Below are 14,076 nucleotides of genomic sequence, written 5' to 3'. Positions count from 1 at the left end.
GCAAACGGATAAAAACGGATACATCCGTTTGAATCATCCTTAATCCGTCTGAATCATTTATGAAAAAACTAAAAACCATATTATCCATTTTCTTTCGGATTGCTTATTTCATTTTTCTACTCTCTTTACTTCTCTCCTACTTCGCCCCTTACGCAAATCCAAAACCATTCTGGCTGTTTGCTTTTTTCGGGCTGGCATATCCATGGCTTCTTATTGTAAATGTTTTGTTTCTCATCTGGTGGATTATTCGATGGAAGAAACTATACTGGCTTTCATTGATTGCCATCCTCATCGGCTGGAATGACATGAAAAACTTATTTCACTTCGGTAGCGGGAATCAAAATACAAAAGGCGGAATCAAAGTTCTTTCTTACAATGTCCGCAACTTTGATTTATACAACTGGACTCACAACACAGAAACGCGCAACAAGATTTTTTCCTTCCTGAAAAACGAATCGGCTGATATTGTCTGCCTGCAGGAATTCTTTCAGGGTGACAGCGGCTATTTTGAAACGCTGGACACGCTGATTGAACTCACTCAATCAGTAGACCATCACGTTAAATATACCCTCACGCGCAGGAAAACAGATCATTGGGGCATAGCCACTTTCAGTAAATATCCCATCCTCTTCAAAGGAAAGATTCCTTTTAAATACAAAAGCAACAGCATTTGCATTTTTTCTGATTTAAAAATCGGTGAAGATACCGTGCGTGTGTACAACATGCATTTGCAGTCCATCAGTTTTGGTTATGCTGACTACAGATTCATTGAAGCGCTGAAAAAAAATAATGATACGCTGGATGTGGAAGACATTGAGATTGCTTCAAAAAATATTCTCAGGCGGATCAAACACGCCTTCATCAAGCGGGCAACACAAACAGAAAAAATTCTAGCTCACATCAACGCCTGCAAATATCCTGTCATCATTTGCGGTGATTTCAACGACACTCCTTTCTCCTATACGTATCATGCCTTCGCGGAAAAATATCTTGATTCATTTATGGAAAGCGGAAGCGGCATCGGCAATACGTATATCGGAGATTTTCCTTCTTATAGAATTGATTACATTTTTCATTCTTCACAATTTACTTCCTCAAACTTTGAAATTCATTCGGAGGAATTGTCTGATCACTATCCTGTAAGTTGCACCCTCAAGCCCCTCCCGTCCTCCCCATTGGGGAGGTGAAAATTCCTCGCCTATATTTTTGCTAAAAGTCCTCCCTAGCGGGGATGATTTAGGCGGGGCTTTTCTTTTTACTTCTTCTTCACCCTTTTCAGGTTCAGCAGATTCATGGGGTTCAGCGTGAAGTTTTCGATCTTGTTGTTTACAAGACGAAACACCTGATCATAGAAAAGCGGAACGATAGGCGCTTCTTCAATTAATATTTTGTCCATCTCTTTATAAATCTCAAAACGCTTTGTATTATCTGATTCATGCAAGGACTCTTCAAACAACTCATCATACTTTTTATTCTTGAAATGAGTGTAGTTGGGACCTTTCGGAGAAAGATTTTTACTATAGAAACAAGCGAAGAAGTTTTCCGCATCCGCATAATCCGCCACCCATGACTTGCGGAAAAAATTCACCTGCGCGTTGGCAATAATTTCCAGTTGAACAATGGGGCGGTTCAGATAAATCTTTACAGGGATTCCAATTTCTTCCAGTTCATGCTCAACAAACTGGCTGAGTTCAAGATATTGCTCGGTAACATTCAACGTGATTTCATCAATTCCTTTTCCGCCAGGAAACCCTGCCATCTTCAATAGTTCGCGTGACTTATCAGGATTATAAGTATAACCCTGAAGCGTTGAATCAAACGATGGCATTCCTTTGGGAATGAAACCCTGCGTGGCAGAAGTGCCTATGCTGTTTCGCAAATGCTTCACAATTTTTTCCCGGTCAATCGCATAGCCAATCGCCTGCCTCACTTCTTTTATTCTTAACGGAGATTTTTTCACGATGGCAGAATCCATGTCAATCATAAATCCGAGATAATCCGTTTTCAGATAGGAACCCGTTTGCATTTTGAATTTGCCTGCGTATTCAGGTTTCAGTTTTCCTTCTTTATCAATAATCAAATCAATATTCACCATGTCAGCGCCCGAAAGCATATCCGCATCTCCTTTTTCAAAATCAATGAATGCGTTCTGTTTGTCTTTGATGAAATTCACCGTGATGCCATCCAGGTACGGCAATCTGTTTTCGCCATCTCTCTCAAAATAATTTTCATTCTTCACCAGAACCAGTTTCACACCTTCTTCCCATGCCTTGAATGCAAAGGGTCCGGTTCCTACAGGATTTCTGCGGAAGTCAGGTCCGTAATGCTCCGCGATTTCATTCGGAATCACAGAACAATATTGCATGGTGAGAATGTTCAGAAACGGAGGAAACGGCTCGTTGAGATAAATCACGAACGTGGAATCATCCGGTGCGATGAAACCAAGATTATCACTTCGCTCATCCCGTGCAATATTGGAAAAAAGATATTTCGCACTCTGCTCCTCGTCCATATCCATCAGGCGGAAAAGCGATAGGACAAAATCCTGCGCCACCACTTTTCTCCCTTTCCCATTCGGAAAAAAAGGATGGTCATGAAAGAAAATATCGTTGCGCAAATGAAACGTATAAACCTTTCCGCTGTCAGAAATTTCCCAGCTCTTCGCTATGCACGGAATCACTTCAAGGCTGTCGTTGAGTTGCACCAGACCGTTGAACATCTGATTCACTGCCCAAATTATCTCCACTGTTTTTGCTGAAGCAGGATCCAGCGAAGCAATTCCACCTGATTCGTTGTAACGGAAAAATTTTTTTTCGGTATTTTCTTCCGGCTCACCACAGGAGAAATGCAATAGACAATAGACAATAGGCAACAAACAAATACATAATCGGTGTAATCTATTTTGAATCTGTTTAATCATTTAATGAAAAGCAATGTTAGGAAAACAAAACCGTGAATGCAGTTGTTGGGCATTCTAATAATAAACAGTCTTATTAACAGTTTTCTCTCTATGTTCTCAACTTTAAACGTTAGACCTTAAACTTATTTACCTTTGCTTCCCTTTATGAAATCTCAAAAATCAGTTGCCTTTCACACACTGGGATGCAAACTCAACTTTGCAGAAACTTCAACTATTGCAAGGCAGTTTGAACAAAATGGTTTCTCCAAAACTGATTTTGAAAGTGGTGCGGATGTATTTGTAATTAATACTTGCTCCGTTACCGAAGATGCCAACCGCGAGTGCAGAAGAATTGTACGAAACGCATTGAGAAATTCTCCCGAAGCTTTTGTGATTGTTACCGGTTGTTACGCACAATTAAATCCTGAGGAAATTGCTAGTATCAATGGAGTTGATTTAGTTTTGGGAGCAAATGAAAAATTCAATGTTCTGAAATTTTTGCATGACGGACATAAAAAAGAAAAAGCAAAAATTCATTCCTGCCAGATTCAAGATGTAAATGATTTTATTGGAAGTTATTCAACAGGAGACAGAACACGCGCATTCCTGAAAGTTCAGGATGGCTGTGATTACAACTGCTCTTACTGCACCATTCCCCTTGCACGAGGAGCAAGTCGAAGCGATTCAAATGAAAATGTTGTTCGCAATGCAGAAAAAATTGCAGAGCAAGGAATAAAAGAGATTGTATTGACAGGTGTGAATATTGGAGATTTCGGGAGCCCATCCCCATCCCTTCCCCAAGGGAAGGGAGAAAATTTTCTTGATTTGCTTTACGCACTTGATTCTCTCCCCTTGGGGGAGAGCCAGAGAGGGGCTTCATCTCCCCGTTTCAGAATTTCTTCCATCGAACCAAACCTTCTCACAGATGATATCATTGAGTTTGTAGCGAAGTCAGAAAAATTTGTTCCGCATTTTCATATTCCTCTGCAATCGGGTTCAGACAAAATTCTCAGCTTAATGCGAAGAAGATATAGAAGCGAAGTATATGCAGAGCGCGTTGAGAAAATAAAAATGCTCATGCCTCATTGCTGTATTGGAGTTGATGTAATTGTTGGATTTCCGGGAGAGACAGAAGAAGACTTCATTGACACTTACAACTTTATTGATTCATTAGATATTTCTTACTTGCACGTGTTCACTTATTCCGAAAGAGAAAATACAGAAGCAATTGGATTCAAACCGATAGTTCCCATTGAAGAAAGAAGAAAAAGAAACAAAGTGCTTAGAAATCTTTCTGCCGCAAAACAACAAAAATTCTTTTCTGAAAATATTGGAACAAAGAAAATAGTTTTGTTTGAAACTGAGAACAAAGATGGATTGATGTGCGGCTTTACCGAGAATTATATAAAAGTGAAAACAAAATTCAATCCTGAATTAATAAATCAGCTTGCCAAAGTATCTTTAGAAAAAATTGATGGGGATGGAAATGTTTTAATTGAAGAACTTGATTCGTCACTCGTCATTTGCTCCGAAGGAGTTCCTTCGGAATAATTCGTAATTTTCCGCCATGTATCCCAACCTCTATTACTTATTTAAAGACATTTTCGGAATTGAACTTGGCTTTCTGCAAATCTTCCAGAGTTTCGGAGTACTGGTGGCAATTTCTTTTTTATTTGCTGCTTATTTTTTCTCCAAAGAACTTCAGCGGAAAGAAAAAGACGGATTAATTAAACCCACAGAAAAAAAGTATCTGAAAGGTGAGCCGCCAAAAATTTCTGAAATTATTCTTTCCGCAGTTTTGGGCTTTATTATTTTTTATAAACTCATTCACATCTTACTGAATTTTCATGCATTCACACAAGACACACAAGGATTTATTCTTTCCAAAGAAGGAAATATCATAGGAGGAATCGCAGGCGCAGCATTGCTTGCCTTCATGCGTTATCGTGAAAAGAAAAAAGAGCAATTGCCAAAACCTGAATGGGTAACTCTCACGCTTCATCCTTACCAACACGTGCCGAACATGACACTCATTGCCGCCATTGCCGGAATTCTTGGAGCTAAAATTTTTCATAACCTCGAAAACTTAGACGAGTTTATGCGTGACCCAATAGGAAGTTTGATTTCATTCAGCGGTCTCACCATGTATGGAGGATTGATTGTTGCCAGCTTTTCTGTAATCTATTATGCACGAAAAAACGGAATCACAACTACTCATCTCATTGACGCATGTGCTCCAGCACTTATGCTTGCATATGGCGTTGGGCGTATAGGTTGCCAACTTGCGGGCGATGGAGATTGGGGAATAGAAAATCTTTCTGCAAAGCCTTCCTGGTTTTTTCTTCCGGACTGGGTTTGGGGTTATACCTATCCACACAACGTAAATAATGTCGGCATTCCAATTGAAGATTGTACAGGAAAATTTTGTTCGGTGCTTGAAATCCCTGTCTTTCCTACTCCACTTTGGGAAGCCATCATTTGCATTGCTTTATTTTTTGTGTTGTGGGCTGTCAGAAAAAAAATTACTGTTCCGGGCATGATGTTTTCAGTTTATCTGATTCTGAATGGCTTTGAACGATTCTTTATAGAGAAAATCAGAGTGAATAACAAATATGACATTTTTGGAATGCAGATTACCCAGGCAGAAATCATTGCAGTAGTTCTGTTTCTTCTTGGAACTATTGGCATCTTTTATTTCAAAAAACAATCACGTGAGAAAAAAGTATCATAGATTCAGCGACTAATTTTCAAAAAAGAGGAATGGTTTTCAGCAGCATATCTTTTCTAACTGTTTTTTTTCCTCTCTTCATTCTTATTTACTCGCTTTTACCAAAAAAGGTTGGCATTAAAAATACATTCATCCTTTTTTCAAGCATTATTTTTTACAGCTGGGGAGGACCAAAATTCATTTTTGCAATTCTTACAACAACGGTTCTTGATTTTTTTCTGGTAAAGATAATGCATCAGAAAAACAATCCTGCCCAAAGAAAATTATTTTTGTTTTTCTCTGTCGGATTAAATCTTGGTCTGCTTTTCATCTTCAAATATTTTAATTTTTTTATTGACAACGTAAATTCAGTTTCGGGAATTTTCGGTATTTCATCCATTCATCTTGCAAAAATTATTCTGCCGATTGGAATTTCCTTTTACACGTTTGAAAGCATTACTTACTCTGTTGACGTATATAGAAGAATTCATAAGCCCCTCGATAATTTCTGGGAATATCAATTGTACATAATTCTTTTTCCAAAGTTGATTGCAGGACCTATTGTGCGGTATCACGATATTTCCGACCAGATAAAAAATCATGTGCAAAATGAAACGATGAGCAATAAATTGTCGGGGTTTATTCAGTTTTGCATTGGGTTGAGTAAAAAAGTTTTGATTGCAAATGCTATGGGCGAACAGGCGGATGCTGTTTTCTCTATGAACCCGCTCGACATAAATTCGCAATCAGCGTGGATCGGAGCACTCGCTTACACCATGCAGATATATTTTGATTTTTCCGGTTATTCCGATATGGCAATCGGGATTGGAAAAATAGTAGGATTTCGTTTTCCTGAAAACTTCAACAACCCATATACTTCCACAAGCATTACTGATTTCTGGAGAAGGTGGCATATAACATTAGGAGCATGGATGAAAAATTATCTGTACATCCCGCTCGGAGGAAACAAAGTAACACCATCCAAGTTGTACATTAATCTTGGCATTGTATTCCTGATGTCGGGATTATGGCATGGCGCGTCATGGAATTTTGTTTTCTGGGGGGCCTATCACGGTTTCTTTCTCATCATTGAAAGAGCTTTTCTGTTAAACGCTCTTAATAAAGCAGGAAAAATTCCGAGCATCCTCTACTCATTCCTTGTTGTAGTGGTTGGGTGGGTTTTTTTCAGACTTGAAAATATTCATCTTGCCTTCGGCTTTGTAAAAAAAATGTTTTCGTTCAACTTCAATTCTGCAGAAGGAATCGTCACAAATAACGATTTTGATTACCTGATTTTTGTCGCACTGTTTTTTTCATTCATCTCCCTGAACAAACACGTTAAATCATTACATGATAAAATATTTTATTCAGGGATGTCAGCAGCACAATATGTTTTTTTCACTTTCATTGCCTTTGTCCTATATACGTTGTGCCTTGCATTTGTAAGCGGTTCATCCTTTAACCCATTTATTTATTTCAGGTTTTAACATGGCGAAAAAGAATCAGAAAATAAAAACGCCTCCGCAGAAAGCGAAATCATTCCAGCCGCGCATGTTAAGCTTTCTTTGGGTGATAGTACTGCTTGGTTTATCTGCTACTTTTATTTTACAGATGCAAAAACCTAATGAAGAAAATGATAAAGAGAAAAAGAAAAATGAGGAAAAGAAAAAAGAAAAAGTAAAACTATCCATGGCATCTTGGTTTAATCTAAGTTACCAGAGGGAAACAGAAGAGGATATGAAGTCAAATTCCCCTATAGGAAAACAATTGATTCCTTTCAAAAACCAGCTGGACTATGATTTGTTTGACAAAATAAATGTGAAAGATTTTGTGGTCGGAAAAGAGGGATATATATTTTCAATTCCGTGGATTGAAGGATACCTCGGAAGAAATTTCATTGGCGAGAAAAAAATTGAAGACCTGCTGCAAAAAGCAAAAGCAGTACAGGACACACTGAAGAAAAAAAATATTGATCTTGTTTTAATTTATGCTCCGGGCAAAGGAACGTATTGCAAAGACTTTCTTCCAGAAAAATTTCTGAAATATCCTAAGTCAACGACAAATTATGAAGTGTTTGTAAGCAAAAGCAAAGAGCTCGGCTTAAACTATATTGACCTGCAGGAATATTTTTTGAAACTAAAACCAACTGCAAAATATCCTCTCTTTGCTCAATTTGCACATCACTGGACCAGCTATGGAGAATGTCTCGCCATTGATTCAGTAATAAAATACATTGAAAAAATAAGGAACAGTTATGTGGCGCATCTTACAATAAAAGAAGTACTGCTTGAAGACAAACCAAAATACCGTGATGCCGATATTATTGGAAAAGCAAAGTTGATGTCTGCGCCAACACCCTCCACGAAATACGCTTTCCCGAAAGTTGCCTTTCAAACACGAACCGATTCAAAACCCGTTAAAGTGCTCGGCATTGGCGACAGTTATTACAGGGGTTTTCTTTATCTTGGCGCCATGAGATACGCTTTTGACAACGGTGAGTATTGGTATTACAACAACAAAGTAACTCTAAGTAATGGCAAAAGCACCAATGAAGTATGGGAACTTGACCTGAAAAAAGAAATTGAAAAAAATAATGTGATTCTTATATTATATTCTGATGGTTCACTTGCTAACTTTGGAAACGGATTCATTCAGAATGCCTATCAATTATATACAAACCCAGAACAATATTTGATTGACTCTCAAAAAGAAAAACAGCTTTCATCTTATAAAAAGAAAATCAGGAATAACCCTTCGCTGCTGAACATAGCGGTGGATAATGCAGAAGCAATGCACATAGATATTGATTCAGCAATAACGCTTAATGCAATTGAAATGGCTGCACAGCAGAATAGTGAGAAAGATAAACATTAACATTGCACAAAAAAAATGATTTCACCTATCCGTCTTTTATTGCCGATTGTATGCTGCCAACTTTCAATTGGAAATTTTCTTTTTGCTGGCGATACGCTGAAACAGAAAAACCCTAAACCAATTGTATTCGTTCTTCCCATTGTGGAAGAAATCGGTCCTGTTTCATCAAGGCATATACAGGAAGGGTTTCTTGAGGCGGAAAAAATTAATGCTGATTACATAATTTTACATTTGAATACATACGGTGGCGCGGTAGATGACGCAGATAAAACACGCACTACGATTCTAAACAGTAAAATTCCTGTCTTTGCTTTTGTTGATAACAATGCCGCTTCTGCCGGGGCGCTTATCGCAATTTCGTGTGACAGCATTTACATGGCACCCGGTGCCAACATGGGTGCAGCCACAGTAGTTGATCAGAACGGAGTTCCCGCTCCGGAAAAATTCCAAAGTTACATGCGTTCCATGCTTCGCTCCACTGCCGAGCAAAGCGGGCGCGACCCGAAAATTGCGGAAGCGATGAACGACCCGCGTGCGTACATTCCCGGAGTAAATGATTCAGGAAAAGTTTTGACATTCACTACGAGCGAAGCCATTAAAAATAATTACTGCGAAGGAGAAGCAAAAACAGTGGAAGAAGTCTTGAAACTCGCGCACATTGATAATTACGAAATCCAAACGTACGAAGTAAGCAAAGTAGGAGGCATTATTGACCTGCTTATCAATCCTTTCATCAGCGGAATATTAATTATGATAATCATCGCAGGCATTTACTATGAGTTTCAAACCCCTGGTGCGATTTTCCCGATTGCTGCTTCCATTATTGCCGCGATGCTTTACTTCGCTCCACATTATTTACAAGGACTAGCGGAAAACTGGGAGATACTTGTCTTCTTTGTTGGATTGATTCTTCTTGCGCTTGAAATTTTTGTGATCCCGGGATTTGGCGTGACAGGTGTTTTAGGAATTTTATTTATTGTTCTCGGGCTCACACTTTCGCTGATCAAAAGTGTTCCGTCAACAAACTTTCCTGTGAATCTTCCCGAAGGAAATGCTTTTGTGAAAGCACTCTTTATTGTGATTGCCTCCATGATAATTTCGATTGGTTTGTCATTTTATTTATTCGGTCGGTTTATTAAATCATCTGCGTTCAGCCGTGTTTCCGTTCAATCAAAAATTTCCAAAGAAGAAGGATTTATGGGCGTTGATATGTCCTCACAAAATCTTGTAGGAAAATCAGGAACTGCTTTCACCATTCTTCGTCCTTCAGGAAAAGTGGAGATTGACGGAAATATTTATGATGCCACTGCCGAAACCGGCTATATTGATAAAGATGAAAAAATTGAAGTAGTGAGATTTGAAACGGCTCAGTTGTTTGTCCGAAAATCTTAGGAAGAATTATTTAACTATTTCCCTTATTGTTTGTTCGTCAAGTTTTAAGCAACGAAGTATTTGTTTTGCTCTTACCTTATCCTTTAGCTTGGCGATATCAAATTCATTCATTAGTCCGCTTACAAATAGACGCTCGTTCGTTGTCATTCCGTCCAATCCTTCAGTTGCATTAATCTTTCTTAGTCTTGTTAAGTCTTTCAAATTTTCAAACACATAATCTAACGCCACGCTTTCTTCAGTAAAAGATTTTGTTATCCCGTCATTAAACACATTTTGGTAAACAGCAATTGTGTTGTTGTTTCTACTGACGATAATATTTGTTTCATTGTCAAGTCGGCCAATATTCTCATCTATATAATACCAATTGTTGGGGATATTTAATTCTTGAATTTTTATTTGTAGTTCTTCTATTTTCATAACTACTTTTCTCTACTGCATTTTCGACCTCTTAATGAGATACGGCATTAACACCTGTTGAAATCCTTCTTTGATATCTGCTTCAACAAAATCAATTCTATACTGCGCGCAGTGAAGCATTAATTCTTTTTTGTATTCAGCCATCGAACGTACATATGTTTCTTTAATCTCGCTGGGATGAACTTTCACACGCTCGCCCGTTTCCATGTCAATGAAGTTGTAGGGTCGGTTCTCAAATTCAAAATCAAGTTCTTTACTTTTGTCCACCACATGAAATAAAATTACTTCATGCTTGTTGTGGCGCAAATGCTGCAATGCTGAAAATATATCATCTCCTCCCCCACCACCAGAGGGGGACAAAGAAGACATCATGTCGCTGAAAATAATTACGAGGGAGCGTTTGTGAATTGATTCTGCAATCTCATGTAATGAAGTGGCAGTAAAAGATTTTTTATGTTCATCTTCAGAAATAGGGACCAGCAATTTTTCCAGTTCTGCAAAAAGCATTTTCTGGTGAGCGTAATTTGATTTTGCCTGCGTGTGCAATTCAACTTTATCGGAGAACACGGAAAGTCCCACAGCATCTCTCTGTTTTTTCAAGAGATACGCAAGAGCTCCTGCACAGTGAATAGAAAATATGAGTTTGGTCTTTCCATCTTTGCTTCCGAAATACATAGATGAAGAATCATCAATAACAATCTGGCAGCGAAGATTGGTTTCTTCTTCGTAGCGTTTTACAAAAAGTTTATCTGTTTTGCCGAAAAGTTTCCAGTCAATATGGCGGGTAGGTTCGCCTGAGTTGTAAATGCGATGCTCTGCAAACTCAACCGAAAATCCATGAAACGGGCTTTTGTGCAAACCCGTAATAAACCCCTCTACAACCTGCTTTGCTAAAAGTTCGAGGTGAGACAAATGCTGGAGTTGTTGTTGGTCAAGAGGCATGTTATAATGCTAATATACGAATGGTACTAATGATATAAATCAATACTAATATACAAATGCAAACGATTGCAAATAATAATTAGTATGAATGATTTGTATTATTCGTTTCATTGGTATGCCATTAGTATATTGGCATGGCGCTAAAGTTGTGCCTTCAGTTTTCCTTCAAGCACCGATTTTGGAACTGCACCCACCTGCCGGTCAACCATTTGTCCGCCCTTGAAAAAGAGAAGCGTGGGAATGCTTCGGATGCCGTACTTGACAGAAATATTCGGATTGTTGTCAACATTTAGTTTTCCGATGACTGCTTTGCCTTCGTATTCTTTCGCGAGCTCTTCCACGATGGGACCAACCATTCTGCAGGGTCCGCACCATTCTGCCCATAAATCAACGAGCACGGGTTTGTCTGATTTGAGAACTACTTCGTCAAAGTTTGCATCTGTGATTTCTAGTGCCATAATTTTTTTTATTAAGGATTTGCGATTTAGGATTTCAATACAAATTTACAATTTCCATCTTTGTGTTCAAGAATTCTGCCATTATCTTTTCTCCGACATAGTGGCGTTATTTGGGCGCGCCCCTAACCAAAGCGTCAGGGTCTGGCTATTCGCTTCAATCTTTTTGAAGCAAAAAGGATTTACGCTACTATCCTTCGCGCAAACAGCCCTGTGTAGTGTAACTTAGCCCCAGCAGCGCACAAATTAAAAAGTAGAAATCAATTTTCAGAAAATTTTGTTTTTTAATAATATGGTCAATGCGAACACCGTAGGTGCGCCAAAATCTATCAAAGTTTGATTTAGTTGTTTTCAAATTCTTTTGAATGATTTCAGAAAACTCACTGCGAAACGTAATTTGATCTAATTCCTTTGTCATGAAAGCAAAGCAACGAAAACTTTTTCAGATTAATCCAACAAGTTTGTTAGATGCCTGCCCGCCATCAAAGTGAATCAATGACGGCAGGCGGGGTTGGCGCGGATAGTTCTTAATGAATGGTACCTGCCCCGATAAATATAGGGATAAGAAGTATATTTGCCTACGGCTATAGCGAGTTGGTAGTCATTGCAACGGCAACATGGACATTTATCACTTTGTAAACTATAATAAGTATTCTTTTGAAGATTTAATAGAAAAAAACAAATCCAATGCTGTTCTTTGTTTCGACTTGGAAGACAGCATCCAGGATATTTTTAACCCGGAAAGAACCACTATACTTAAAGCATATCATCGAGAACTTATTCAAAAGATTGTCAATCCCGACAATTTAAAAATCGGAGTGAGAATCAATGCAAGCAACGCCAAAGAACAACAATTGGACATTGCTTCTTTGGCTGGATTAAAAGCAATTCACACAATTTTACTTCCCAAGACAGAAAGTGCCGAGCAAACTATCAATTTAATTAATGAACTTGATGCAAAGAAAATAAATTATACCGAGATTATTCCCATCATTGAATCAAAAACCGGACTCTTGAATCTGACAAACATTGCAAAACTAAATTCAAATAAAATAAAAAGTATTGCTTTTGGTCATTGTGATTATAACTTTGACGTTGGTAATTTCCCTTTTTTTCATCAGGATTCGAAAGAATACTGGACTTGGGTTGAAAAAATTGTTTCTACTATCAAACCTTATAATCTCCAATTTGTAAATTCTCCGTTCCTAGAACTTGATAATAATTCTTCCTTTGAAGAAATGCTATCCGGTTTAAGTTATATATGTGGAATAAATTACGGACAAATCACTCTCACTTTTAAACAGTCTATGGTTTGCAGTAAGTTTAATAAAAGACCAGCAGCACATTTTCATAAGATTCCTCATAGACTTGATATGAGAGTAAATGATTCTTACACTGAAAATTTTATTAAGTCTTTTCAAAATGGCAATAACAATCGCGGATTTACGCTAAGTGGAAAGACAAGAATTCTGTTATCTCCCCAAGAGTATCAAGCATCATTAAATTATTTAAAGAAAAAAGAATTCCCTGAAATTAATTTCACTTTTGTTGGCACCTGTTTTCCTGTGCAAGGCAATATACCTATTGATGTTCGATTTCATCAATTACTGAAAAGGAAAATTGAAAACAAATTGAACGTAAGATTTAATATAAATATTCTCCGGTATGAACGACTTAATAAATGTTTTGAAAAAATAGTAAAATATAAAGCAACACATCCTATTGATATTCTTGTATTTTGCGTAAGACCTACTCCAATGTTACGCATAACGAAATTATCTTATAAACATATTGATAGCACCGGAAAAATTAAACGCTCTTTCAATCTTCCATTTCTTGGACTGCTAAATCCAGAAAAATATGATTTGCTTTCCATTGAAGAAAAATTCTTCTTAGGCAGCAACAATGATGAACCATCGCAAAGTAATACAGTTTTAGTAAATCTTAATTATCTCCTCGGCATACTCATTGGAAATAACAGATACGCAATGAATAAATATTTAAACATGGTAAATGAAATTATAAATTTCTGCAAGCAGCAAAATATATTTTTAATCGTTATGGGACCAGCTATCAGGACAAATAATAAAATGGAAAACTTCTTATCAAAAAAACTTGACGCATTTTTCAAACAATCCTTACTTGCTGCTAAAGAAATTTTTATTTCTGGTTCAGAAATGGCAAAGGATGGTAGAGATTTATTCCATGACGATGGCATTCATGTAAACGAATACTACCATGAATTAATTGCAGACAGACTTTCAGGCAACATAACGAAAAAGTTTACTGACAACTCACGTAGTCGGGATTAATCTCGACCAATGAATCAGCGGATGGATTGGGCAAGCTCCATCAAAAAATTAATAAAACAATAAATTTTCTTTCCATCT

The 14,076-nt window shown here is 37.7% G+C and carries 11 protein-coding genes; 7 read left to right on the top strand and 4 right to left on the bottom strand.

Annotation, left to right across the window (positions count from 1 at the left end; translation table 11 throughout):
* Window positions 1-59: 59 nt before the first annotated feature.
* Window positions 60-1,187, top strand: a complete 1,128-nt coding sequence (locus tag HY841_08675; protein ID MBI4930821.1) for an endonuclease/exonuclease/phosphatase family protein — start codon at window positions 60-62, stop codon at window positions 1,185-1,187.
* 68 nt (window positions 1,188-1,255) lie between these two features.
* On the opposite strand, the gene HY841_08670 is transcribed toward HY841_08675, so the two are convergent.
* On the bottom strand, window positions 1,256-2,920 hold the full coding sequence (locus HY841_08670) for an ABC transporter substrate-binding protein (GenBank protein MBI4930820.1): 1,665 nt from the start codon (window positions 2,918-2,920) through the stop codon (window positions 1,256-1,258).
* A gap of 144 nt (window positions 2,921-3,064) precedes the next feature.
* Here HY841_08670 and mtaB point away from each other — a divergent pair, with 144 nt between their 5' ends.
* The 5 genes from mtaB to HY841_08645 are packed head-to-tail and all read left to right on the top strand — an operon-like array spanning window position 3,065 to window position 9,872.
* Complete coding sequence (mtaB, locus tag HY841_08665; protein ID MBI4930819.1) at window positions 3,065-4,450, top strand: tRNA (N(6)-L-threonylcarbamoyladenosine(37)-C(2))-methylthiotransferase MtaB; 1,386 nt, start codon at window positions 3,065-3,067, stop codon at window positions 4,448-4,450.
* A 16-nt stretch (window positions 4,451-4,466) separates the two neighbouring features.
* Complete coding sequence (locus HY841_08660; protein ID MBI4930818.1) at window positions 4,467-5,630, top strand: prolipoprotein diacylglyceryl transferase; 1,164 nt, start codon at window positions 4,467-4,469, stop codon at window positions 5,628-5,630.
* A 29-nt stretch (window positions 5,631-5,659) separates the two neighbouring features.
* Window positions 5,660-7,093, top strand: coding sequence for an MBOAT family protein (locus tag HY841_08655; GenBank protein ID MBI4930817.1), 1,434 nt, complete (start codon window positions 5,660-5,662; stop codon window positions 7,091-7,093).
* A 1-nt stretch (window position 7,094) separates the two neighbouring features.
* The gene (locus HY841_08650) at window positions 7,095-8,480 is read left to right on the top strand and encodes a hypothetical protein (protein MBI4930816.1); all 1,386 of its coding nucleotides are present in this window, start codon (window positions 7,095-7,097) and stop codon (window positions 8,478-8,480) included.
* A 15-nt stretch (window positions 8,481-8,495) separates the two neighbouring features.
* The gene (locus tag HY841_08645) at window positions 8,496-9,872 is read left to right on the top strand and encodes a nodulation protein NfeD (protein MBI4930815.1); all 1,377 of its coding nucleotides are present in this window, start codon (window positions 8,496-8,498) and stop codon (window positions 9,870-9,872) included.
* Between the two features lie 6 nt (window positions 9,873-9,878).
* On the opposite strand, the gene HY841_08640 is transcribed toward HY841_08645, so the two are convergent.
* From HY841_08640 to trxA, 3 genes are all read right to left on the bottom strand, one after another.
* On the bottom strand, window positions 9,879-10,289 hold the full coding sequence (locus tag HY841_08640; GenBank protein MBI4930814.1) for a hypothetical protein: 411 nt from the start codon (window positions 10,287-10,289) through the stop codon (window positions 9,879-9,881).
* A gap of 12 nt (window positions 10,290-10,301) precedes the next feature.
* On the bottom strand, window positions 10,302-11,231 hold the full coding sequence (locus HY841_08635) for a DUF58 domain-containing protein (GenBank protein ID MBI4930813.1): 930 nt from the start codon (window positions 11,229-11,231) through the stop codon (window positions 10,302-10,304).
* A 140-nt stretch (window positions 11,232-11,371) separates the two neighbouring features.
* Entirely contained in the window at window positions 11,372-11,689 is a 318-nt protein-coding gene (gene trxA / locus HY841_08630) for a thioredoxin (GenBank protein ID MBI4930812.1), read from the bottom strand.
* Window positions 11,690-12,303: 614 nt separating this feature from the next.
* On the opposite strand from trxA, the gene HY841_08625 reads away from it, so the two are divergent.
* Entirely contained in the window at window positions 12,304-13,998 is a 1,695-nt protein-coding gene (locus HY841_08625; protein MBI4930811.1) for a hypothetical protein, read from the top strand.
* Window positions 13,999-14,076: the final 78 nt, after the last annotated feature.

This window comes from Bacteroidota bacterium (assembly GCA_016213405.1).
GTDB lineage: Bacteria > Bacteroidota > Bacteroidia > Palsa-948 > Palsa-948 > Palsa-948.
Note: the sequence above shows the minus strand (reverse complement) of the source record. Positions and strands in the feature narration are given on the sequence as shown.